Origin of the sequence: Thauera sp. 2A1, assembly GCF_009469595.2 — a bacterium.
Lineage (GTDB): Bacteria > Pseudomonadota > Gammaproteobacteria > Burkholderiales > Rhodocyclaceae > Thauera.
The window spans coordinates 37,343-60,925 of the sequence record NZ_SSXV01000020.1 but is presented as its reverse complement, the minus strand read 5'-3'; the positions used below and the strand labels follow the sequence as shown (position 1 = coordinate 60,925).

Annotated in this window: 22 protein-coding genes; 7 read left to right on the top strand and 15 right to left on the bottom strand. The window is 66.6% G+C overall.

Features of this window, described 5'->3' with window-relative positions:
* Position 1 precedes the first annotated feature (1 nt).
* A complete protein-coding gene (locus GH664_RS16690) occupies positions 2–895 on the bottom strand; it encodes a peptidoglycan DD-metalloendopeptidase family protein (protein WP_153169197.1) in 894 nt (297 codons plus the stop codon).
* 216 nt (positions 896–1,111) lie between these two features.
* Here GH664_RS16690 and GH664_RS16685 point away from each other — a divergent pair, with 216 nt between their 5' ends.
* Positions 1,112–3,622 (top strand): EAL domain-containing protein, encoded by a 2,511-nt coding sequence (locus tag GH664_RS16685; protein ID WP_153169196.1) that lies wholly within the window; start codon positions 1,112–1,114, stop codon positions 3,620–3,622.
* 18 nt (positions 3,623–3,640) lie between these two features.
* On the opposite strand, the gene GH664_RS16680 is transcribed toward GH664_RS16685, so the two are convergent.
* From GH664_RS16680 to GH664_RS16665, 4 genes are all read right to left on the bottom strand, one after another.
* Positions 3,641–5,353, bottom strand: coding sequence for an arylsulfatase (locus GH664_RS16680; protein WP_153169195.1), 1,713 nt, complete (start codon positions 5,351–5,353; stop codon positions 3,641–3,643).
* A 251-nt stretch (positions 5,354–5,604) separates the two neighbouring features.
* Positions 5,605–6,342 (bottom strand): rhodoquinone biosynthesis methyltransferase RquA, encoded by a 738-nt coding sequence (rquA, locus tag GH664_RS16675; RefSeq protein ID WP_153169194.1) that lies wholly within the window; start codon positions 6,340–6,342, stop codon positions 5,605–5,607.
* 78 nt (positions 6,343–6,420) lie between these two features.
* On the bottom strand, positions 6,421–7,359 hold the full coding sequence (locus GH664_RS16670; RefSeq protein ID WP_153169193.1) for a pirin family protein: 939 nt from the start codon (positions 7,357–7,359) through the stop codon (positions 6,421–6,423).
* Positions 7,360–7,461: 102 nt separating this feature from the next.
* Entirely contained in the window at positions 7,462–8,874 is a 1,413-nt protein-coding gene (locus GH664_RS16665) for a TonB-dependent receptor (RefSeq protein ID WP_153169192.1), read from the bottom strand.
* Positions 8,875–9,126: 252 nt separating this feature from the next.
* On the opposite strand from GH664_RS16665, the gene gltA reads away from it, so the two are divergent.
* Positions 9,127–10,416, top strand: a complete 1,290-nt coding sequence (gene gltA, locus GH664_RS16660) for a citrate synthase (RefSeq protein ID WP_153169191.1) — start codon at positions 9,127–9,129, stop codon at positions 10,414–10,416.
* A 123-nt stretch (positions 10,417–10,539) separates the two neighbouring features.
* Here gltA and GH664_RS16655 read toward each other — a convergent pair whose 3' ends face one another.
* The 9 genes from GH664_RS16655 to GH664_RS16615 form a co-directional block, all read right to left on the bottom strand.
* Positions 10,540–11,073, bottom strand: a complete 534-nt coding sequence (locus GH664_RS16655) for a glycine zipper 2TM domain-containing protein (protein ID WP_368857357.1) — start codon at positions 11,071–11,073, stop codon at positions 10,540–10,542.
* A 569-nt stretch (positions 11,074–11,642) separates the two neighbouring features.
* The gene (locus GH664_RS16650) at positions 11,643–12,173 is read right to left on the bottom strand and encodes a hypothetical protein (RefSeq protein WP_138860551.1); all 531 of its coding nucleotides are present in this window, start codon (positions 12,171–12,173) and stop codon (positions 11,643–11,645) included.
* A complete protein-coding gene (locus GH664_RS16645; protein ID WP_138860552.1) occupies positions 12,170–12,769 on the bottom strand; it encodes a hypothetical protein in 600 nt (199 codons plus the stop codon). Before GH664_RS16645 ends, GH664_RS16650 begins: the two co-directional genes overlap by 4 nt.
* Positions 12,766–13,599, bottom strand: coding sequence for a TIGR04255 family protein (locus GH664_RS16640; protein WP_228111585.1), 834 nt, complete (start codon positions 13,597–13,599; stop codon positions 12,766–12,768). The genes GH664_RS16645 and GH664_RS16640 overlap by 4 nt, the downstream gene beginning before the upstream one ends.
* Before the next feature lie 74 nt (positions 13,600–13,673).
* On the bottom strand, positions 13,674–14,681 hold the full coding sequence (locus GH664_RS16635; RefSeq protein WP_138860554.1) for a hypothetical protein: 1,008 nt from the start codon (positions 14,679–14,681) through the stop codon (positions 13,674–13,676).
* Positions 14,678–15,130: a hypothetical protein gene (locus GH664_RS16630; RefSeq protein ID WP_138860555.1), complete on the bottom strand. Its 453-nt coding sequence runs from the start codon at positions 15,128–15,130 to the stop codon at positions 14,678–14,680. Before GH664_RS16630 ends, GH664_RS16635 begins: the two co-directional genes overlap by 4 nt.
* Positions 15,131–15,144: 14 nt before the next feature.
* Positions 15,145–15,312, bottom strand: coding sequence for a hypothetical protein (locus GH664_RS16625; protein WP_153169189.1), 168 nt, complete (start codon positions 15,310–15,312; stop codon positions 15,145–15,147).
* Positions 15,313–15,813: 501 nt separating this feature from the next.
* Complete coding sequence (locus tag GH664_RS16620; RefSeq protein ID WP_255424947.1) at positions 15,814–16,095, bottom strand: hypothetical protein; 282 nt, start codon at positions 16,093–16,095, stop codon at positions 15,814–15,816.
* Between the two features lie 268 nt (positions 16,096–16,363).
* Entirely contained in the window at positions 16,364–16,978 is a 615-nt protein-coding gene (locus GH664_RS16615; RefSeq protein WP_153169231.1) for a tyrosine-type recombinase/integrase, read from the bottom strand.
* Between the two features lie 184 nt (positions 16,979–17,162).
* On the opposite strand from GH664_RS16615, the gene GH664_RS16610 reads away from it, so the two are divergent.
* Both GH664_RS16610 and GH664_RS16605 read left to right on the top strand, forming a co-directional pair.
* Positions 17,163–17,462, top strand: coding sequence for a type II toxin-antitoxin system RelE/ParE family toxin (locus GH664_RS16610; protein WP_153169188.1), 300 nt, complete (start codon positions 17,163–17,165; stop codon positions 17,460–17,462).
* Between the two features lie 3 nt (positions 17,463–17,465).
* Positions 17,466–17,753 carry an addiction module antidote protein gene (locus GH664_RS16605; protein WP_153169187.1) on the top strand — a complete coding sequence of 96 codons (288 nt, stop codon included), beginning with the start codon at positions 17,466–17,468 and terminating at the stop codon, positions 17,751–17,753.
* Positions 17,754–17,931: 178 nt separating this feature from the next.
* On the opposite strand, the gene GH664_RS16600 is transcribed toward GH664_RS16605, so the two are convergent.
* Entirely contained in the window at positions 17,932–18,498 is a 567-nt protein-coding gene (locus GH664_RS16600) for an MOSC domain-containing protein (RefSeq protein ID WP_153169186.1), read from the bottom strand.
* Between the two features lie 397 nt (positions 18,499–18,895).
* Here GH664_RS16600 and GH664_RS16595 point away from each other — a divergent pair, with 397 nt between their 5' ends.
* From GH664_RS16595 to GH664_RS16585, 3 genes are read left to right on the top strand one after another with little or no spacing between them, the layout of a single operon-like run.
* Entirely contained in the window at positions 18,896–19,348 is a 453-nt protein-coding gene (locus GH664_RS16595; protein WP_153169185.1) for a potassium channel family protein, read from the top strand.
* Positions 19,348–22,098, top strand: coding sequence for a bifunctional lysylphosphatidylglycerol flippase/synthetase MprF (gene mprF / locus GH664_RS16590; protein WP_228111580.1), 2,751 nt, complete (start codon positions 19,348–19,350; stop codon positions 22,096–22,098). The genes GH664_RS16595 and mprF overlap by 1 nt, the downstream gene beginning before the upstream one ends.
* A gap of 29 nt (positions 22,099–22,127) precedes the next feature.
* Positions 22,128–23,516: a virulence factor family protein gene (locus GH664_RS16585; RefSeq protein ID WP_153169184.1), complete on the top strand. Its 1,389-nt coding sequence runs from the start codon at positions 22,128–22,130 to the stop codon at positions 23,514–23,516.
* The last annotated feature ends 67 nt before the right edge of the window (positions 23,517–23,583 follow it).

Genomic DNA, 23,583 nt, shown 5'->3' with positions numbered 1-23,583 from the left:
GCTAGTGCCCGCCCGCCGCCGGTTCGTCGAGGAACAGCGACGGATCGACCATTGCACGGTTGAGGCTGACCGACCAGTGCAGGTGCGGGCCGGTGACACGGCCGGTCGCTCCCACCGCGCCGATGCGCTGCCCGGCAGCGACGACGTCGCCCGGCTTCACGTCGATGGCGCTGAGGTGGCAGTACATGGTCAGCAGGCCGCTGCCGTGGTCGAGCCAGATCGTGCCGCCATTGAAGAAATAGTCGCCGCTGTCGATGACGCGCCCTGCCCCGGCGGCCACCACCGGCGCGCCCGCCGGCGCGGCGATGTCCATGCCGCTGTGGGGGTTGCGCGGCTGGCCGTTGAAGATGCGACGCAGCCCGAAGGAGCTGGAACGGCGCCCTGCGGCGGGCTGCAGCATGCGCAACGTACCCGGCAGCATGTCGCTGCGGGTGGTAGCGACACTGGCGAGGTGGTCGCGCTCGCGCTCGTAACGCGCCAGATCCTCGGCGGAGAGATCCACTTTGCCGGGCGCGACTTTCAGCCGCTGTTCCGCATAGCGCACCGGCGACACGACGAAGGACTGCCGCGTCTCGGCGCCGCCCTCGCGGCGTACGACGAGCTCGTGCGTGCCCGGCTCGGTGTCGAGGCGCAGCCCGGCCACCGCGCGCCACTGGCCGCCCTCATCGACCACGAGCACCGGTGTGCCGTCCAGCATGGCCTGCGGCGGCACCGGCGATGCGCCCAGGTCGATGATCGCCACGCCGCCGGGCACGGCGCGCGCGCGCGGCAGCTCAGGGCCGGCGGGCGGCGCGGCGCCGGCCGCGGACGACAGGGCCAGGCCGGCAAGCAGGAGGGCGGCGAAGGCGCGCCAGGCAGGGAATCGTGGGCTGGATCGAAGGCAGAAGCGGGGCATGGTCGTTCGCGAAGGTGGCATGTCGCCGGCGCAGTTCATCCGGCCAGCGCAGCGCCCTGCGCAGTGGCCAAGCACGGCCACTGCGCAGGGCGCGACATTGTAAACGCCGCTCCGTCGCCGCTGTCGGCTTGCAGCGCTCGACTTTTTCCCTTGGCTTACTCCCCGAATTGGGCATAATCGTTTCGAGTTTGTACAAAATAAATTGAATCTGCAACGATGCCAGCCCCGATCCCCGATACGACGGATTACCCCCTCTCCCCTGCCCCGCGCGACGAGACGCTGCTGTCCGGGCTGCAGATTCAAGGTGCAGGCATCGGCACCTGGGCCTGGAACGTACAGACCGGGGAAATCCGCATCAACAGGGAATGGGCGCGTATCGTCGGCTACACCCTGGATGAACTCGACACACCCACGATCGCGCTGTGGGAATCGCTGGTCCACCCTGACGACCTTGCCAAGTCCGGCCGACAGTTGCAGCGCCACTGGCGCGGCGAGGCCGAACGCTACGAGTGCGAATGCCGCATGCGCCACAAGAATGGCCATTGGGTGTGGGTGCTCGACAGCGGCCGGCTGCTGTCCCGCGACACGGAGGGCCGCCCGCAGTGGATGGTCGGCGCGCATACCGATCTGACCCGGCAAAAGGAAGCCGAGGCCGAACGCGACGCGATCCTGGAGCGCTTCCGCCGCCTCGCCTCGCATCTGCCCGGCTGCCTGTACCAGTATCGCCTGCACCCCGACGGCAGCGCGCACTTCCCCTACGCCACCGACACCATCGAACTCATTTTCGGTTGCAAGCCCGCCGACGTCATCGACAATGCCGCGCCGGTGTTCGAGGCCATCCATCCTGACGACCGCGCCCGGGTCGTGGCGACGATCACGGCATCGGCCGCGCAACTCGACGAATGGCGCGATCTCTACCGGGTCCTGCACCCGACGCGCGGCGAACTGTGGATCAAGGGCGTGGCAACGCCGGAACGCCTCGCCGACGGCAGCATCCTGTGGCACGGCGTCCTGCTCGACGTGACCGAGGCGGAGCGCCAGCGCGCCAAGCTCCGCCTCACCGCCCAGGTGTTCTCTTCCACCCAGGAGGGGGTCATGATCACCGACCTCGATGCCCGTATCCTCGAGGTGAACGACGCGTTCTGCCGCCTGACGGGCTACGCCGCCGGCGAAGTCGTCGGACAGCGGGCCTCGATGCTCAAGTCCGGCCGCCAGGGTGCGGAGTTCTACCGCGCGCTGTGGCACGAAGTCGAGCTCAAGGGGCGCTGGCAGGGGGAGATCTGGAACAAGCGCAAGAACGGCGAGATCTATGCCGAATGGCTTTCGATCGACGCGGTGCTGGACGAGCAGGGGCAGCCCGAGCGTTACGTCGCGGTATTTCGCGACCTCACCGAGGTGAAGGAGCACGAGTACGAGCTCGACCGCGCAACGTACTACGACGCGCTGACCGGCCTGCCGAACCGGCGGCTGGTGAGCGATCGACTGCACATCGCCGTCGAGCATGCCAAGCGTCATCAGGAAGTGGTGGCCGTCTGCTACCTGGACCTCGACCGCTTCAAGCAGATCAACGAGACGCACGACCGCAGCGTGGGCGACCGCCTGCTGACGAGCTTCGCGGCACGTATTTCCCACGCGCTGCGCGGCCACGACACGATCGGCCGCGTCGGCGGCGACGAATTCCTGTTGCTGCTCACCGGATTGCGCACCCGGCAGGAGGCGCTGGACCTGATCCAGCGGGTGATGGATCTCGCGCGCGCGCCGTTCGGCATCTATCCGGGCAAGGAAATCGTGCTGAGCGCGAGCATCGGCGTCGCCCTGTATCCCGAGCTGGAGCTGTCGGCCGACGAGCTCATCCGTTACGCCGACCAGGCGCTCTATCGCGCCAAGGAGCGCGGCCGCAACTGCGTGGTGGTGTTCGACCGCGAGGAAGGCTTCACCAGCCGCGCGCGCGCCGAGTTGTTGCAGGCAGCCGAGCAGGCGCTGAAGGACGGCGATTTCCGCCTGTTCTTCCAGCCCAAGCTCGATCTGCGCAGCGGCCGCATCTGGTCGGCAGAGGCGCTCATCCGCTGGCAGTTGCCCGACGGCCGCATCCGCCCGCCGGGCGAGTTCATCGAAGCGCTGGACGGCACCCCGCTCGAGGTGAAGGTCGGCGACTGGGTGATCGACGAGGCGCTGCGCCAGCAGCGGGCGTGGCATGAACAGGGCCTGACGCTGCCGATCAGCGTCAACGTGACGGCCGAGCACCTGCTGGGCGACGACTTCGTGCCCATGCTGAGTGCCGCGCTGCAGCGCCATGAAGTCGCCCCGCCGCGCCTGCTGGCGCTGGAAATCCTCGAAACCTCGCGCATCTCCGACTTCACCCGGGTGTGTGAACGGCTGGACGAATGCCGGGCGCTGGGCGTGCTGTTCTCACTGGATGATTTCGGCACCGGCTACTCGTCGATGACCTACATGCGCCAGCTTCCGGTCGATGCGCTGAAGATAGACCGCAGCTTCGTGCTGGGCATGCTCGACAACGAGGCGGACCTGAGCATCGTCAAGGGCATCATCGCCCTGGGCCGGGCCTTCAACCGCCTGGTCATCGCCGAGGGCGCCGAGACACCCGCCCATATCGAGCGGCTGAAGGCGCTCGGCTGCGACCTCGCCCAGGGCTACGGCCTGTCGCGCCCCATGCCCGCCCACCAGCTCCAGCCCTGGGTGATGCGCTGGAACGAAACGGCGTCCTGAAGCCGCCCCGGCCGGGCATCACAGGTCGTCGTAATAGCGCGTGCTGTTGCTGTACGGAATGCGGTCGGCCAGGCCCGGCACATCGACGACGCCGACTTCCCGCTCGTATGCCTGGTAGTCAGCGATCAGCTCCGCAACTTTTTGCGGGAAGGACGCCGCGAGATTGTTGAGCTCGGCACGGTCCGCCGCGAGGTTGTAGAGCTCCCAATCTCCCGTGCCCCAGGGCTTGTTGGACCAGACGATCTTCCAGTCCCCCTTGCGCAAGGCCTTGCGGCCACCCAGCTCCCAGCCGACGACGTCGTTGTCGCCGCGCACGGCAGCCGCTTCGCCCGACAGCACCGGCAGCATCGAGCGCCCCTTCATCGGCAGCACCGTCCGTCCCTGATACTGCGTGCCGGGATGCTTCGCACCGGCGAGTTCCAGCAGCGTCGGCATCACGTCCATGGCGTGGGTGAAGGCCGTGGAGATCGAGCCCTTGCCGGCGACGCCGGGGCCACGCGCGATCGCCGGCACCGAAATGCCGCCCTCGTACAGGAAGGACTTGTACATGTGGTGCGGAGTCGAACCCACTTGCGCCCAACCCGGGCCATATTCGATGAAGGAGTTGGCGCGGCCGGTGTTCTGCAGGCTGTTGTCCATGTGGCGGGCGACCCACTCGCGCGCCACGCCGATGTCGAGCGCGGTGTTACCGTCCGCACCGTTGTCGGACATGAACAGCACGAAGGTGTTGTCGTATTCGCCGATCTGCTTCAGATAGGCGATGACCTCGCCCAGGTGGCGGTCCATGTCGTCGACCATCGCGGCATACACCGCCATGCGCTTGCTCTCGATACGCTTCTGCTCCGGCGTGAGCTGGTTCCAGCGCTGCCAGACCGGATTGCCCTCGTAGGGCTCGACATCACGGGTGATGATGCCGAGCCGCTTCATGCGCTCGGCGCGCTCCTTGCGGATCTGGTCGTAACCGCCGTCGTAGCGGCCCATGTACTTCTCGATCGTTCCTTCGCGCGCCTGCAGCGGCCAGTGCGGCGCGGTGAAGGCGAGATAGGCGAAGAAGGGCTTGCCGCTGGCGCGGTTGTTCTCGATCTCGCCGATGATGGTGCGGGCGAAGAATTCGCTCGAGTAGAAGTTCTGCGGCAGCAGCACCGGCTTGCCATTCTCGCGATACAGCGTGCGGTCGAGTTTGCTGGCGTCGGCGTAGTTCACCCGCACCTGATCGAAGTGTCCGGCTCCGCCCTGCATCATCGCGTACGAATAATCGAAGCCGCGTGCCGCCGGGCTGTCTTCCTCGCGCCCGCCGAGGTGCCACTTGCCCGCCATCATCGTGCGGTAGCCGGCGTCGTGCAGCAGTTGAGGCAGCGGCACGATGCGCGCATTGAGGTTGCCCTCGTAGCCCGGCTTGCCCCGCTGTTCGGGAACGAGGAATTCGGCCATGGCGCCAAACCCGGCCAGGTGATTGTCGGTGCCGGACATCAGGATGGAGCGCGTGGGCGAGCAGAACGGCGAGGCGTAGAAGCTCGTCATGCGCTTGCCTTCCTGCGCCAGGCGGTCGAGGTTGGGCGTGTCGATCTCGCCGCCGAAGGCGCCGATGTCCGAATATCCGAGATCGTCGGCCACCACCAGCAGTATGTTCGGGCGCTTGCCCGTGTTCGTCGCAGCTTGCGGCGTTGCCGCCTGCGCCGCGGGAAGCAGCGCGAACGCGGCTGCGGCGATGATCGCCAGTCTGTTCTTCATCGATGAGTCTCCTGTGAGGGGGTGCGCAGCAGGCCTGGTCCTGCCGCAGGCGCGACCGCTCGAAGCCCGGACTCGGGCGTAACGGTGAGCAAGCGGCGGGAGAGCCTTTTATTGATCCCCGGATCATAGAAATCGATACTTCCATGATCAACTGAATCACGTGCGACGTCCGCCAGATGCACAACGTTGTTCTGGCGGCACTTTTTGAACAGAAAACCCCTCAGTACGTCAGGTTGCCGCAGGCATGTCCCTCAAACCCGGATCACCACCTTCTGGTACAGACGGCCGAATGCGGTCGTCTTGCGGACTGCGGCGGGCGCGACTTCCGGCGGCAGGAAATCGGTGATGTCGCGCCGCCACAGATCGAGCGCGAAAGGCTCCAGCGTGCGCAGCACCAGGCGCATCGGCAGGTGCAGCGGATGCCAGCGTGCCGGGCGGTGGTAATCGACGATCACCACCTTGCCGCCGGGGCGCGTCACCCGCAGCGCCTCGGCGAGCGTGGCACGGCGCACCGCCTCGGGCTGCTCGTGCAGCAGGAAGAACAGCAGCGTGGCATCGACGCTGGCATCGGGGAAATGCAGCGCGCTCGCGTCCTGGCGGTGCAGGCGCACCGGCGAATCCGCCCCCAGCTTGCGGCGCAGGTTGGCGAGCTGGATCGGCGCCACGTCCACCACGTCGAGCCGACCTTCGCCGTGCAGGCGGGCGGCGATGCGCTGGGTGAAGTCGCCATACACGCAGGCGACCTGCAGCACCTGCTGCTCGATGCGCTCGCCGAATTCGGCCAGCGCAGCATCGCGCAGGCGGGCGAAGTTGCCCCACAGGATCAGGTTCACCAGCCATTCGCGCTCGAACACGCGCACCGCGTTGGGGTGCAGATACGCCCACCAGTAAACCTTCTGCAGATAGGCGGGAATGCCCGGAGCAGAGAGCCCTGCCGGCGAGGAGGGGTCGCCGTAGATCGGGGGGATGGCTTCGGAGCTGTCGTTCATTCGCAGGGCGGGGTCGGGGAATTACGCGGTCCGCATGCTAACAGACGCGTCTGATGCGCGTCCCTCAGCACCGGCGGCCTAGACCCCGCCCCACGGCAGCGGCGGCGCCACCAGCGGCGGGCCGTTCCAGCCGTCGATGCGTCCGAAGCGTTCGCTACCGGCCTCCCAGTCGCGCTGGGCACGGGCAATCTCGCCCTTGTTGTGGCCGACGAAGTTCCACCACATCAGCACTTCCGCACCGAAGGGCGCTCCGCCCAGCAGCAAGGCCCGCGTCCCCGCGGCAAGCAGGATGTCGAGACCGTCGCGGCCGCGGCCGAGGTCGGCGAGTTCATTGACGTCGAAGCGCTCGCCATCGATCGTCACCGAACCGTCGAGCGGCAGCACGCAGTACTCGAAGCCCGGCTCCAGCGTCAGCTTAAGGCGGGATCCGGCGGGCGCATGCAGGTCGAGGCCCACCAGCGGCGAATACAGCCGCGCCGGCGCCTCCCGCCCGCCCCAGCGCCCGGCCAGCAGCGTGCAGCGGCAGCCCTGCTCGTCCCACACCGGCAGGTCGGGGTAATGGTCGAAGGCGGGCGCGCAGTCGCGCTCGGCCGCCGGCAGCGCGATCCAGAGCTGCGCCGCGTGCAGCCGGCGCTCACCCGGCAGCGATTCCTCGGTGTGAGCGATTCCGCGCCCGGCCGTCATCAGATTGACCTGCCCCGGGCGGATCACCTGCACATGGCCCAGGCTGTCGCGATGCAGCACCTCGCCCTCGATCATCCAGGTGAAGGTCTGCAGCCCGATGTGCGGATGCGGCCCGACCCGCATCCCTGCGCCCGGCTCGAAGCCCGCCGGGCCCGCATGGTCCAGGAAGCACCACGCCCCCACCATGCGCCGCTGACGCGTGGGGAGCAGCCGGCTGACCGACACTCCACCACCGATCTCCGCCGTGCGCGCGACGATGCGCTGCAGCCGCGGGCCGCCAACGTCCGCGAGGCTGGCGGGCGACGACGCGCCCACAGGGTCTGGATTGCTCATGCTGACCTCCACTGATGACGACCGCGGCACGCTGACGGCACACACGCTCGGGCCGATGCGGGATGCCACCACATTCCGTACATCGGCACCGTCGTTTCCGCCCTATTCGCTGTCGTAGCCCAGCAGCCGCCCTTCGATGATGCGCTGCGCCACCGGCTCGGGCACGTCCTGCTCCCAGGCGCCGCGGCCGCGGCGCAGGCCGGCCAGCACATCGGCCACGTCGATGTGCAGGTGGCTGTCGTCGAGCGGCCGCACGGCGAGCAGCTTGTCGTTTTCCACCAGATGCGCGAGCAGATGGCGCAGCCTGGCCGGCACCTGCACGTTGTCCAGCGTCACCAGCTCGGCGCCGCCGCCGCTGGGCCGCGATGGGTAGACATACACGTGGGTGTTGTCCGGGAACAGCTTGCCGAAAGCTTCGAGGATGCCGCCCTCCAGGCCTTCGTAGTATTTCTCGTCGAACAGGAAGTCGAAGTCGCGCACCGACAGCACGATGCCGATCGGCTTCTGCGTGTAGCGTCGCAGGTAGGCGCGCAGGCGGAAGAAGCGCACGTAGTCGGAGATCATCACCGTGTAGCCCTGCGAGGCGAGCAGCTCGATGCGGGCGAGGAAGTCGGCGCCGTCCACGTTGTCGCCGCTGATCAGCGAATTCATCGTGATCTCGGCCAGCGACACGATCTCGTTCTGGTCCACCGCGGCGAGCTGGCTGAACTGCCTCAGCCCAGCGGCCATCATGTCCACATTGACGCAGGTCACCGGCTTGAAGCTGCCGCGGATCACCATCACCGGCTTGCGGTAGAACAGCTCGCCCGGCACCACCACCTCGCCTGCCGGGTTGAACACCACCGCCCGCGTCAGCCAGCTCCGGATCAGGTGCAGGTTCATCAGGCGGTTCTCGACCTCGTCGAAATACGGGCCGGAGAAATGGATCAGGTCCACCTCGATGCGCTCCGAGCCCAGGCCATCGGCGAGACCTTCGACCACCCATTCGGGGTGATGGTGGTTGAAGAAGGCGCCATGGATCAGGTTCACACCCAGGATGCCGAGCGCCTCGGCCTGCTGTGCGTTGTCGTTGTCGAGCATGCGCACGTGCATGACCACATCGCTGGGCTCCGCGCCCGGGTGCAGTTGCAGGCGGATGCCGACCCAGCCGTGGCATTCGTTCTTCTGCTTGAAGCTGCGCGCGGTGACGGTGGCGGCGTAAGCGAAGAAGGTGGTGTTCTTCGGCCGCAGGTGGGCGAGCCGCGCCACCACCTGGTTGAACTCCTTCTCGAGCATCTGCAGCAGCCGCGCACGGCTGACGTAGCGGTCAACATGGCCGTAGATGTCGTCGCTCACCGCCATGTCGTAGGCCGACATGGTCTTGGCGATGGTGCCGGCCGCCGCGCCCACCTGGAAGAAGCGGCGCGCCACTTCCTGCCCGGCGCCGATCTCGACGATGGAGCCGTACTTGTACTTGTCGAGGTTGACCTGCAGGGCCTTCTGGTCGGTGGTGAGGGAGGTGTCGCGTTTGTGCATGGCTGGATTCCGACGCGGGGAGACAGATTGGAGAGCGGCGACTGCAGGATGAAATCCATTTTCTTGCATCGGCACCCGGCGCGACAAGCCGCAGAACCGTCTGCAAACAGTCAAGCATGCACCGACATGGGGCCTTGTGCGCGACAATGGTGCGGATGAAAGGTCGCGCGCGCCGAGATGGGCCTGTTCCATGCAGCACGCAGCGCGGTGCGGATCTTGCTTGCATTTGTTGTGCCAATCTGGAGATGAAACATGAGCAGCGAACGTAGCGCCACCCTCACCGTCGACGGCAAGTCGTTCGACTTCCCGGTCATGACCGGCACCCACGGCAACGACGTGATCGACATCCGTACCCTGGGTGCGAAGACGGGTCTGTTCACTTACGACTCCGGCTTCCTGTCGACCGCCAGTTGCAAGTCGACCATCACCTTCATCGATGGTGACAAGGGCGAGCTGCTGTACCGCGGCTACCCGATCGAGCAGCTCGCCGAGAACTGCGACTTCCTCGAAGTGGCCTACCTGCTGAAGAACGGCGAGCTGCCGAACGCGAACCAGAAGGCGGATTTCGAGAACACGATCAAGCGTCACACGATGCTGCACGACCAGATCACCCGCTTCTACAGCGGCTTCCGGCGCGACGCGCACCCGATGGCGGTGATGGTGGGCGTGGTCGGCGCGCTGTCGGCCTTCTATCACGAGGCGATGGACTTCTCCGACGCCCAGCATCGCGACATCTCCATCAACCGCCTGATCGCCAAGCTGCCGACCATCGTTGCGATGGCCTACAAGTACAACAAGGGCGAGCCCTTCATGTACCCGCGCTACGACCTCGGCTACACGGCCAACTTCATGCACATGATGTTCGGCACGCCGTGCGAGAAGTACGAACCCAACCCGGTGCTGGTGCGCGCGCTCGACGTGATCTTCACGCTGCACGCCGACCACGAGCAGAACGCCTCGACCTCCACCGTGCGCCTGGCCGGCTCGTCGGGCGCCAACCCCTTCGCCTGCATCTCGGCCGGCATCGCCTGCCTGTGGGGCCCGGCGCACGGCGGCGCGAACGAAGCCTGCCTGAACATGCTGGAAGAGATCGGCGACGTGTCGCGCGTGGGCGAGTACATCAAGCGCGCCAAGGACAAGAACGACAGCTTCAAGCTGATGGGCTTCGGCCACCGCGTGTACAAGAACTTCGACCCGCGCGCCAAGCTGATGGGCAAGGTGTGCGCCGACGTGCTGGGCGAGCTGGGCCTGGAGAACGACCGCCTGTTCAAGCTCGCCAAGGAGCTCGAGCGCATCGCGCTGGAAGACGAATACTTCGTCGAGAAGAAGCTCTACCCGAACGTCGATTTCTACTCGGGCATCGTGCAGAAGGCGCTCGGCATCCCGACTTCGATGTTCACCTGCATCTTCGCGCTGGCCCGCACCGTGGGCTGGATCACGCAGTGGGAAGAGATGCTCACCGACCCGGAATACAAGATCGGCCGTCCGCGCCAGCTCTACGTCGGCACCCCACGCCGCGACATTCCCGCCGCCAGGGGATGACCGACTGCTTCAAGCTGGCCGGCACCGCAGGATGCGCGGTGCCGGCCTCTTTGTGCCGCCCGGCCCGGCGAGCTTACTGAATGCGGCCAATCCCGACAGCGAAGCGTGCGCCAGAAGCAGGCCTCAGGCAGGATTCTTTTCGCCTGTCAGGACCAACTGACCATCCTTGACCGGAATGCGCGGACCAGGCTTGTTGTCCATCCGCACACGTCCGACTTGGTCGCCAAGTCGATACTCGACGTTATAGCCAACCACCTTCTCGCTGGTGTCATTCACCGTGGTGCATCGCGTTTCCGTGGTGTTGTAGGTATCGCCGGTCTGCATGTTTTCTTGCACCTTCTTGCCGGCGTAACCACCGGCGGCCGCGCCGGCAACGGTGGCGACTTTCTTGCCGCTGCCCTCTCCGATCTGATTACCGAGCAGGCCGCCAGCCAACGCGCCAATCACCGTTCCGGCAATCTGATGCTGGTCCTTGACCGGGCTTCGATGACTTACCACGACGTCCTTGCAGACTTCGCGCGGCGTGCTGATCGTCTTCTTGAGCGGCTGCACGGCAAGCACTTCCGCATATTTCGGCCCGTGGTCAACCAGGCTGTAGGTTGCGACAGCACCGCCTGCAGTAGCGCCAAGCGCTCCCAGTCCGATGCCCAGTATCAATGATTTGTTCATAGGCTTCTCATGGATCCACGTGATTACCCGCGATGGGGTCACGGCCACGATAGTACCTTCGCACCCTCCGACGGTTTCACGATGGAAACAAAGGGATACTCAACGCATACATCCTGCGATCAGCGCAAATCCCGGTTGCGACGGCGGATTGCGTAGCCGGGACATGAACGGGATTTCTCCGGATGCAGCTACCGGTTCGCTTGGGGAGACGAACGGCCGCAAGCCGGCTCCATGCAACGGATCCCCCTCCCGGTGCAGTCCTTCGAGCGAACGGCGGGTCGTCGGGTCGACTAGGGGGCATCAAACGACCCACAGCCGACGTTAGGTTGTCGAGTACGCCAACGACAGGTAACTGAGTCGAGCGGTCGCACGGGGCGACTTCTGGACTACTGCAAGTCGGCCGGAACGGTCGGTGAGATACCGCTGACCGACCGGCTGCAATCTGCTCAAATGTAGCTGCTGGGCGCGTCTCGGACCTGAACGGAGGCTTTCATTTTGGAGAAGCTGCCGAGCCAAACCAATCCCTTTGGTAGCCCGATCGGGGGTGTTGAGGGAGATCAGGCGGGGTGGATCAACAGCGAGAAGTGCTTCTGGAGTTCGCGCCGCAGCTGCAAGCGCGTGTGCCTGCTGCCGTGTCGCGTCTGGCACACATCGGCATGGCCGGGATCGGCGGCGTCGGCGGTGTCGTAGATGCAAAAGCGGCCCCCGCCCTCCGGGCCGCGCAGGGCGCGAATGCCGGCGGCGGTGGCGCCGATGGCGCATTCGAAGGTTCGACCGGGCTTGGCGGCGGCGCGAGCGTGGCCGCGTTGGCGAATGTCGCCTTCACTGCCGGTTACGGCCAGCCGCTGTACCGACATGCCCTTGTTCGACGCATCATCGAAAGCGGCTTCCGTCACTTTTCCGGTCGCGACGTCGTAATGCACCGGGGAAAGGATCAGGCGCCACAGGGTCTCGTCGTCCATCACCGGGCCGGGGGAGTGCGGCGACACCGAATGCGCCTCGCACGCGCAGTCGGGTGACTGCGCGTCGATCTTCTCGGCCTTCTTGGGGTCTTTCGCGACGCTGGCGAACAGTTCCTGGCAGCTCATCCGGCGGTGGGCAGGTTCACAAGGAAGTGCCGCAGCGCGGCCGGCAGCGTGCGCGCTGCGACCCCCTCGGCGCCGCCGTAGCCGTCCGGGCCGTCGGTCAGTGACGTGTAGGTGCCATCGCCTTCGAACTCCAGGCTCGCATAGTGCGTGCCACGATCCCAGTACAAGCCGATGGTGCCAGATCCGGACAGCATCGGGGACGGGACAGGAAGCGTGTGCGGCAGTTGCAGCAGGAATTCCAATGCGTCGAGCAGCGCTGCCGCCTTCGCCGGCTGGCCGCCGTAGCCGTCCCAGTCGTGGGGCAGAAACTGGTAGTCGATCAGTGTGCGCAGCAGCGCCGTCATCTGCTCCGCACGCCCGTTCTGCGCGGCGGTTATGACCAGTTCGTGGGCGCTCGGAACCGGCGCCGCATTGGCGGGGGCTCCAGCGAGTCCGAGCAGCGGCACGAGCGCAGTGGACATCTTGCGCAATACGCTGTCTTGCGAAAACCATCCGCGCGCAGGGGTGGCGGTGCGGTCGGTCCGGGCAGCACCGACGGATGGGGTCGGCGCGGGCTGGGGCAGATAGCTGACGAATTCGAAGGTGGCGGCGGTCATAAGTCGGTCCCTTCCTCTGCGTTCAAATGGATGCGTGCGAGCATGTCATCGTTGAGAAGCTCGCGCAGCACAGCCTTGTTCTCGCTGTGCATGCCGTGCATCGCGGCGTGCAACGGAGGATTGTCCCCCGCGTAAAGCTGCTCGGTGTCGGAGAGCGGTGCGTTGAAGACGGTCTTATGCACGCTCAGAATGCGCACTTGGCGGTTTCCGTTCTCGTCGATCAGGTCCGTGTTAACCACCGTCAGCTTCCGGCGTTCGGGCTCGTCGGGCATCTCGGTAAAGTACCCGTGGTGCGCGTGCCAAAGACTCTTTTGCTGGAAAACTGACGCCGGGAGCATGGCCGAGTTCTGCCGCAGCAGCATGTCTGCGCGGAATTGCGCGACATCGTCTCCGGTGATTCTGAAGACATCTTGGTACTGCAGGCCGAAAACTGTGAAGCCCCCCGAGCTAACGGCAATGAGCGGCAAAAGGGGGTGCATCAGGTCCGCCGCAGTGGCGTATACCTCTTCCCAGCGGGTGTAGGTGTGAAGCGTCACGGCCAACGTGTTGGGCGTGAGCATCAGATTGCGTTCGATGCGCCCGTCCGGCGCAAACCGCTCGAACGTCCAGCCCACCGCTTGGGCGGGCTGTATGGATTTACCGCCGCTTTCGAGATTGAATTCGAACGCGAATTGCTGAACCGGCTTCTTGCTCGGAAGCTTTTTCTTTAGGGCGGCCTCATACACCGACTCGAGCGCGCCCATAACGGCGGGCGGCAGCGGCTGCTGCCATTCGACGCCGAACGAAACGCTCTCGATTGCGTGCGTATCGTGCAGGGGCGTGATGTTCATCGTCAAGTCAGTCTCTCGTAGTGGCCGCGAAGTATAGCAATGATATTCGGCAGGATATCGTGTCCTGCTTCCGGTCAGAGGTCATCGGGAGGGAAGAGTTCGCCATCCCTCGGGGCGAGTTCTTCGCGCACGGAGTCGACCTGAAGCAGGCGCGGGCGGCCGTCCGCGGTTGATTCGTACTGCCCGGTCACGCGCACCCAGGTGTTGAGCAAGGCGCGGGCATGGTCGTGGTGCATGCCCGGGTACACGCAGCGCAGGGCGCCGTACTGCGTCACGCCGCGAATCTCGAAGCGGCTTGCGTCAAGATCGACTTCGCGCACGATGCCGACGAATTCCCCGCGTTGCACCTTACGTCCGGCCATGGGGTTGCGCAGCACGTGCTTCAGCACCCCGCGGTCGGCGTGGGTCAACTCGCCGGGTGTGCGCTCCTTGGCGTTGTGAGGGTCGAGTAACGTGATCCGGTCGATGCCGCGCCGGCCGGAAGGGGCGAGCCGCTGGGCTGCAACCAGCGCGGCGTCGCGCACGCCGGGATCGGGCAAGATCTCCGAGATCTCGTTGCGCACGCCGTTTTCGGTCAGGTAGTGCGGGATCAGTGAGATGGACTTCACGGCCGTGCGAATCGCATCGAACATCGGCTCCGCCGCTTCGGGAATCTGCTGCTGTCCCAGTGTCGCTTCGTCCTGAGCTATCTTGAGTCCGACCACCAGACTGCCGCGAGCGAGGCCGCACAAGCGCAGCGCGAAGTCATCGGGCATGCGGGCGCGCTGGCCGGGAGCAAGGCCAACGACGGTCTTGGCGATACGGGCCACTTCCTCGCGCAGATCGGCAAACAACGATTCGACGATGCGCACGCGCGGGGCGTCGGTCTCCACCTGGGGGCCGTGAGCGCGGATGACAATGTCCGATTCGTCCATCACCCGGGCGAAGGGCAGGTCCTCGGCGTAGATCTGGCTGAGCAGGGCGTAATAGGGCGCGCAGGCCTGCTGCGCATCGAGCCGCGCATGTTCGGCCTGTTGCATCCACCAGGCGATCTGCCCGTGGATGATTTCCGCCTTGCGGTGGACGTTGTCGACCCAGTTCATAGCGCGATGCGAAGCAGTCCCTTGCGATGGTCCGGCGACACGCCTCGGGCCTGCGCTTCTTCCGGGCGGATGTAGTGGAAGAAACCACGCAGGTCATTGGACATTGTGGGGTGATAGATCCAGAAGTCTACAAGAAATTGCTCCGCGATCAGCGGGCGCTGCGTCGCGAATACCACCAGCCAGTGGCGGAAGGCGCCGTCGTCGGTGGTCGTCAGATCGAGCACGACGTCGATGTCCTTCGGGTGTTGCTTGTCGCCCGTGAAGCCGCCGTCCAGGTACAGGTGCGGCGCGGCCGGTTGCGGCTTGAGCCAGGCAAGGAACTGCCCGAAACGCTCCCATAGTTCCGTGCGCCGCGGCGACCAAGTGTAGTTGGCGGCGACTTCGTCCAGCGTGCAGTCGAACACCCCGTGGGGCAGAAGTCCGCAGGGCAGCAGGGGGGGAATCGACATTTCGGCTAGTCGTACTACGCGGAAAAGGCCTTGATGATGGGGTAGAGCTTGTCGATGCCGTCATCCGGCAACACAGCGATGCGCATCATGAGTTCGCGGCGTGTTGCGCTGCCGGTGGCGTAGGCGGCGCTGATCTCGCGGGGGTTGGCGCCACCGGCGGTTCCTCGCCGATCTTCCACCATTCGGGTCAGACGCCGCAGGCGATGACAAGTTGAACGACGTAAGTCGAGCCGTCTTGATCGCCGAGCCCGGGATTAAAAATGGTTTCCTAGGAGACCACACTCGTGGCCTCCAACTCCTTTTGGGTGAGGGGTGCGACTTGGTCACGCGCATGCCTCAGCGTTCCCCGAAATTCATGCCATAAAAATACAACGATATGAGTATCGAGACAAACCTCGTTTGCACGAGGGGCAAGGGGCCAGGCTCGAATTTCCAGAGAACAGGTTGTGCTGGGAAGTTCCTCGGAAAAGAAATTCCCCCGTTTAGGCCCGAAGCGAGCTCCGCGGCTGTATTTGAGCAGACCGCAGGCAGTCGGTCAGCGGTACCTCACCATCCGCTCCGATCGAGGAGTTCGCGTAAGCGATCCGGCAGGTTTCAGAGGGGATCTGGCGTTCGGATGGCTCCTTTCGCGACGGGTTGAATTTCCGCTTCTGGCCGTTATGAACAGCTATCCATAACGGCCATTATGCGTAGCTCCCAGTTATGAACAGTTGCGGTGCGGGCCGCGTCATCGCGCGAGCGCAGCGGTGGTGCGCGATGCCTGCGGCCTGCACATAACTACAGGGTCTTGAGGAAGTCGACCAGCGAGTCAGGCGCCTTGTAGCGCCGGATCGCGGCGTCTGGTTCAGTGCCTGCTCCCTCATCACCAGGTCTGCGCCGACGTATTGGTGAGTTGTCGTCGGGCTCTCGTGTCCCAGCCACAGCGCGATGACCCTGATGTCAACGCCGGCCTGCAAGAGGTGCATGGCCGTCGTGTGGTGAATGATGTGCGGGGAGATGCGGCGCGTCGCAAGCTGCGGCTGCGCTGTGGTCGCGCCAGCGCCGGAATTATGTCCAGCCCCGGGCTCGTCGACGCTACAGATCAGGCGCTACGCCGGGCCATCCCCAGCATCGCCGTTAGCCGACTGTTCATAACTGGGAGCTGGGCATAATGGCCGAAAGTACCATCTCGACATCATCGCGGTAAGCAGCCGCCCGTTGGCGAAAGGTGCTTGGCGGGCAGCCGCTTCGGGCTCAGATCTCGATCTGCTCAGAGATTTCCAAGGCGTCATCGACCTCGATGCCCAGGTACCGCACTGTCGACTCAAGTTTGGAGTGGCCGAGCAGGAGCTGAACGGCGCGCAGGTTCTTCGTGCGTTTGTAGATCAAGGTCGCCTTCGTCCTCCGCATCGAGTGCGTACCGTAGGCGGACGGATCGAGGCCGACAGCCACCACCCAGTGCTCGACGATCCTCGCGTACTGCCGGGTGGAGACGTGCGGGGAGTTGTGCAGCCGGCTCGGAAAGAGGAAGTCTTCCGACCTCAGGCCGGCCTTCGCGATCCACGCGGCCACGGCCGTGCGCGTAGGCTCGGTCAGTTCGAACTGCACAGGCCGCTGTGTTTTCCGCTGCACGACCATGGCGCGTGAGAGCACCTGGTTTCCATGCGTCACGTCGCGCACCCGCAGGCTGACGAGGTCACACCCTCGGAGCTTGCTGTCGATCGCGAGGTTGAACATGGCGAGGTCGCGCACTTCGTGCGCGTTCTGCAGATGAATACGGATGGCCCAGATGTCCTTGGGTTTGAGCGGTGCCTTCTGGCCAACCAGCTTCCCCTTGTTCCAGGCTTCCCGATGTTCGCGGGTCTCCATGATCGGCTCCTTGCTGTTGATCGGAGCCTGATTCTTGAGCTCGTGGCGTTCGGCTGCCATCGGGGAAGATGCCCACAGCGTACGATCGGCCAACTTCTACCGCGCGATGTGCAGGGTTGCGCCTCTCGGTCTTCGCTACCGGTTCGCCCTTGTTCGAATGTATCCCTTTGGATACACTGCAGCCATGAACACCTTCCTGCGTACGGACGAGTTCGACGCTTGGCTTGCCGGCTTGAAAGACAACGTGGCACGAGCCCGTATCGTCTACCGTATCCGCTCTGCTGAACACGGCAATTTTGGTGACTGTGAGCCGGTCGGTGGGGGCGTTTCGGAAATGCGCATTCACGTCGGCCCTGGGTACCGCGCTTACTACACGCGACGTGGGGCAGTGATCTATCTGCTTCTGCTGGGCGGGGACAAGTCGTCGCAAAAGCGCGACATCAAACGCGCCATCGAGATGGCGCGGCTTTTGGACAAGGAGTGAACGATGGTCAAGACTGCCACCTTTGACGCTGCCGACTACCTGAACGATGAGGAAACCATCGCTGAGTATCTGACAGCCGCTCTGGAAGACCCAAACCCTGATGTCTTCCTCGCTGCCGTTCGCGACGTTGCGCGCGCCCGTGGCATGACGCAGCTCGCCAAGGATGCGGGTCTTGGCCGTGAGAGCCTGTACAAAGCGCTCACGCCCGGTGCCAAGCCACGCTATGACACGGTGCTCAAGCTGCTTCATGCCTTGGGCGTAAAGATTTCCGCAACGCCAGTGCATTCGTGAGCCTCGCGGTGGCGTCGGCCGCGAGCCCCTGGCCATCGATCGACAGAACCGCCCGCAGGCTCCCTCCATGGCGCATCGGCTTCTGTCACTCGGAAGAGCCTTTGTCTGTAACAACTCCTTGGTGAAGCGCGATTCCAGGCGTGAAGCGGCCACCTTGGTCTGGCGCGAAGGCGCGTGATCAGCGCGCGCGGCGGACTGTCACCGCATCGCCGACGCGCAACATCCCGCCCGCCAGCACGCGGGCGGTGACGCCACCGTGGCCGCGCATCGCGTTGTAGCCGCCGGGGCCGAGCAGTTCCTCCATGCGTGAGCAGGGATCGCAGGCACCGGTGATTTCGAGCAAGACCTCGGCGCCGATGCACAGCAGCAGCGGCTGGTCGTTGAACAGCGCGCGGGCGGCGACGAGGTTGAGACCCGCGACGACCAGATTGCGCCGCAGCAGGGCGGGGTCGAGCGCGCCGCGACCGGCGAGCGCGGCGATCACCGGCAGGTGCTCGGCCTGGATCAGCGTGATCTGGCGCTTGCCGCCACCTCCGGCCACGGCGGGCCGCGCGGTCTTGTGGTCCCCCGCCAGCCCCTGGCCGGCGAGCGCCCGCGCTTCGGACACCGCCGCCACGGCGCCACGGCGCGCGGATCGCAACAGGATGGTCTGCAACTGGCCGGCACGTGGGAAGCGGGCAGAGAGGGCGCGCAGGTCGGCGTCTGGCGGGGCAGCGGATGCAGATGCGGATGCGGATGCGGGCATTGTCGTGACTCCGATCAGGCGAAGGGCGCGATGGCGAAGATGCGCGCCGAGTGGGTGACGAAGAAGAGCAGCAGGCCGAGGATCAGGACGGTCATGCGGCTTTCTCCAGGGAAAGCGCGATCGGGCAGACCACTGCCCCGCTCATGTATAGCCCAGCCTGCGCCTGGCTCGCCACCACCCTGACCTTACACACCGGCCTCTCTCGCGCTTGGTGACCCATCGCCGTCCTGCCGGATCGACGCCGACCGCCCAAGGCGCCGCATGCCGTTAAGCCTGCGTTAAGTTTTCTACGCTCAGGCTGGCGCTAGATCCGGGAGGTCCGGAGACTTGGCCGCGCAAGAGTGCGGGACGTCCCCGCGCTCCCTCGCCCGGCCTTCCATGCCCGAGGGTTCCGCCGATGGCGATCGTCATCCTTGCCTGCTCCATCCTGCTCGTGGCGAGCACGGTCCTGCACTATGAAGCCCTGCGGACGCTTCACGTGAGGCTGCCGCAATTGCGTATCCCGCACCGCACGAAACTGCTGGTCGTCATGGCGGGGGCATTTCTCGCGCACGGCGCCGAGATCCTGATGTTCGGCACGGCGATGTACGCCCTCATCCACTGGAGCGGCGCCGGAAACCTGGGTTCGGCCACGGCATCGCTCACGAACTGCATGTACCTGTCGGCCGAAACCTATACCTCGCTCGGTTTCGGCGACCTGACGCCCACCGGGCCGGTGCGCCTGCTGGCAGGAACCGAGGCGCTGCTGGGGCTGCTGCTGATCGGCTGGTCCGCTTCGTTCACCTACATCGCGATGGAACGCTTCTGGAACGACGGCGGCGACGCCCGACATGAGGAGATCGCGCAATAATGAACATGTCCTTGCCCTTGCCCGGCGAGGTTGGCCGCGCCGGCGGCCCCCAGGACGCGGCGTCGCCGCATGCGGACACCGCGCATCGCAGATCAGGCGTGCCCGCGCAGATCGATCGCCGCGCACTGCCGACCCGGGCGGACCATGACGCGGAGGCGAACTGCATGGTGGAAATGGCGAGCCGGGACGACGCAGCAGCCACATCCGGCGAGCGGACCTCGCCGCTGCGACGCATCGCGATGCCCGCGCTGGCGGCGCTGCTGCTGGTGCTGGCCTGGTTTGCGGTCAGCCGCCTGGCGGCGAACGTGTCCTACGCCGACATCCGCTCGGCCATCGACAGCACCGGCGCGCTGGCGCTGATCGCTGCGCTCGCCTTCACCGCGCTCAGCTTTGCCGCGCTCACGGTGTACGACCTGAGTGCGCTTGCCTTCGTGGGACGCCGCCTGCCGCTGCCGGTGGTGGCGCTGACTTCGTTCTGCGCCTATGCGGTGGGCAACACCGTCGGCTTCGGCGCGCTCACCGCCGGCGCGATCCGCTACCGCTTCTACACCTCGCAGGGCGTGGAACCGGAGGAGATCGCCGGCATCGTCACCTTCGTCACGCTGGCCTTCGGGCTGGGCCTGGCCGGCGTGGCCGGCGCCGGCATGCTGGTCGCGGGCGGCGAGCTTGCCGGGCTGCTGTCGGCGCCGGCGGCGCGCTTGCTGGGCGGCGCGGTGCTGCTGGCGCTGGCGGGCCTGGTGCTGGCGGCGGGCGACGGGCGCACGCTGCGCCTCTTTTCCCGCGACTGGCGGCTGCCGTCGCGAAGGCTGATGCTGCGCCAGTTCGTCGCCACCGCAGTCGATGTGTCGGCGTCTGCCGCAGTGTTGTGGGCCCTGCTGCCGACGGGCAGCGCCAGCCTGCCGGCCGTCATCGCCCTCTATGCCGTCGCCGTGGGCCTTGGCGTGCTGAGCCACGTGCCGGCGGGGCTGGGCGTGTTCGAAACGGTGATCGTCGCCGGCCTGGGCACGCGCGCGGGGGTCGATGCGGTACTCGGCGCGCTGGTGCTGTACCGGGTGATCTATCACCTCGTGCCGCTGGTGCTGGCGGTGCTCGCCGTCTCCGCGTTGGAAATGCGCCGCGTCGTCGCCAGCCCGCTCGCCGCGCTGGCCTTGCGCGCCGCCACGCGCATGGCGCCGCCCACCATCGGCGCCTTCACGATGGTGCTGGGTGCGGTGTTGATCTTTTCCGGGGTGACGCCGGTGGGCGAAGCGTCGCTGACCCTGCTCTCCGCCTGGCTGCCGCTGCCGCTGGTCGAGGGCGCCCACTTCCTCGGCAGCGTGCTCGGCGTGGTGTTGCTGCTGGTGGCGCGCGGCCTGGTGTTCCGGCTCGACGGCGCGTGGTGGCTGGCGATGGCGCTGGTGCCGCTGTCCATGGTGCTGGCCATGGCCAAGGGCGTGGCCGTGGGCGAGGTCGTGCTGCTGGCCACGCTGTTGACGGGGCTGATCGCCTCGCGCAGGGTCTTCTCGCGGCCGGCGTCGCTGCTGCACCAAGCGCTGTCGCCCGGTTGGCTGGCGGCGATGGGCACGCTGATCGTCACGGCGGCCGCCCTGCTGTTCTTCGTCTACAAGGAAGTCGCCTACAGCCACGAGCTGTGGTGGCAGTTCGAGCTGTCGAAGGAGGCGCCGCGCAGCCTGCGCGCCATGATCGGCATCCTGCTGACGGCCGGCTTCGGTGCCGGCTGGATGCTGCTGCGGCCGTCCGTCGGCGCGGCGGCACGGCCGACGCGGCAGGAGCTGGACCAGGCGATGCGCATCGTCGCCGCGCAGCCGCGCACCGAGGCCTGCCTGGTGGCGATGGGTGACAAGAGCCTGCTGTTTTCCGCCGACGGGCGCGCCTTCATCATGTATGGCCGGCAGGGGCGTTCCTGGGTCGCGCTGTCGGACCCGGTCGGCCCGCGCGAGTGCTGGCCCGAGCTGGTGTGGCGCTTCGTCGAGATGGCCGGCCGTGCCGGCGGCCGCGCGGTGTTCTATCAGGTGGCCGCGGATTCGCTGGCGCTGTATGCCGATGCAGGGCTGATGGCCTTCAAGCTCGGCGAGGAGGCGCGCGTGCCGCTGGCCGAGTTCGACCTCCACGGCCCACGGCGCGCCGGCCTGCGCCAGGCCATCAATCGCGGCGAGCGCGAAGGGCTCGAATTCTCCATCCTGCCGCCCGCAGCGGTCCCGGCACACCTGGCCGAACTCGCCGAGGTATCGGCCGCCTGGATGGCCTATCACAAGGTGCGCGAGAAGCGCTTCTCGCTGGGCGCCTTCGACCCCGACTACCTGCAGGGCCAGCCGGTGGCGCTTCTCAGGCGCGGCGGCCGCATCGTCGCCTTCGCCAACCTGCTGCTCACCGAGCTGCGCGACGAAGTGAGCATCGACCTGATGCGCTTTGTCCCCGACGCCCCCAACGGCGTCATGGAAGTGCTGCTGACGCGGCTGTTGCTGCACTACAAGGACGCCGGCCACGCCACCTTCAACCTCGGCATGGCGCCGCTGTCCGGCCTGTCGGCGAGCGAGGCGGCGCCGGTGTGGCATCGCGTCGGGCGCGCGGTGTTCGAGCACGGCGAGCGCTACTACAACTTCGCCGGGCTGCGCGCCTTCAAGTCCAAGTTCCGCCCCGACTGGCGGCCGCGCTACCTGGCGGTGAGCGGCGGCCTCAACCCCATGCTGGCGTTGACGGACATCACCGTGCTGATTGGCGGCGGGCTGAAGGGCGTGATCGGCAAATAGGAAGCGGGCAACGCGCCGTGGAGAATGCAATGAAGGAATACCTGGCTGCCGAATCACGCCCGAAACGGGCCGTCGGCCTGCTGCTCGCCGGACTTCTGCTGTGTGCGGCGACGGCACGCGCCGCGGTGCCGGCGCAGCCGATGCTGGGCACCCCCGAGATCGTGCCGCCGCAAGCCACGGCGACGGGCGCGGTGGTGCTGTTCTCGGGCGCGGACGGCTGGGGCGAGGCGGAGCGCAAGCTGGCCGGCGCGCTGGCCGGGCGCGGACAGCTCGTCATCGGCGTCGATACCGCCGGCACGCTGCGGCGCATGGCGCAAAGCCACGACGACTGCGTCACCCTCGTCGGCGAGATCGAGGCGGTGAGCCACCAGGCCCAGCGCGAAGCAGGCGCGCCCGAATACCACTTCCCGGTGCTCGCCGGCATCGGCGCGGGCGGCACGATGGCGCTGGAAGTCGCCGGCCAGGCCTCCACCGCCACGCTGGACCGCGTGCTGGCCGTCGACCCGGCGCCCACCCTGCCCGGCAGCAAACCCCTGTGCGGCGAGCAGCCCGCAGGCACGGCGCCACGCGGCGCCACCCACCGCGCGGCAGCCTACGACCTGCCCGCCGGTGCGCTGCCCTACGGCGTGGACATCCGGCTCAGCGCGTCCGCCAGCACCGGGGTGCGCCTGCGCGCCGGCGAGTTCGCCACCAGGCATCCGCAGATCGGGCTGGCGAGCGACTCGCAGGCCAGCCCGGCAGGAGTGCTGCTCGACGGGCTGGCCGCGCCCGCGCAGCCAGCAGCCCCGCCAGCGGTGGCCGACCTGCCGCTGGTCGAGCTGCCGGTCGCCCATCCCGGCGACACCTTCGCCGTGCTCTATTCCGGCGACGGCGGCTGGCGCGACCTCGACAAGCAGCTCGGCACGATCCTGCAACGCAGCGGCCTGCCCGTGGTGGGCGTGGACGTGCTGCGCTACTTCTGGGCGCACCGTACGCCGGAACAGGGCGCGCAGGACCTCGGCCGCATCATCGACGCCTACCGGCAGAAATGGGGCGCGAAGAAAGTGGTGCTGATCGGCTTTTCCTTTGGCGCCGACGTGCTGCCCGCGCTATACAACCGCCTGCCGGCGGCAGCGCAGGCCGCGGTGGTGCAACTGTCGCTGCTCGCCTTCGCGGCAGAGTCGGATTTCGAGGTCACCGTGTCGGGCTGGCTCGAGCAGCATCGCAACACGGCGCTGCCGACGTTGCCGGAAGTGCGACGCATCGACCCACGGCAGGTGCAGTGCTTCTACGGCGCGGACGACGATGAGGCCGCCTGCACGAAAATCGGCAACGGTGTCGAGCTCGTGCGCACCGCCGGCAGCCATCACTTCGACGGCGACTACGAGGCCTTGGCGCGCCGGATCCTGCGGGGCCTGCAGCACCGCGACGCACCCTGAGCCCGACGATCCGGCGAACAGCTTCGTTGCCGCGGACACGACGCATCGCGGTGATCGACGCTCGCCG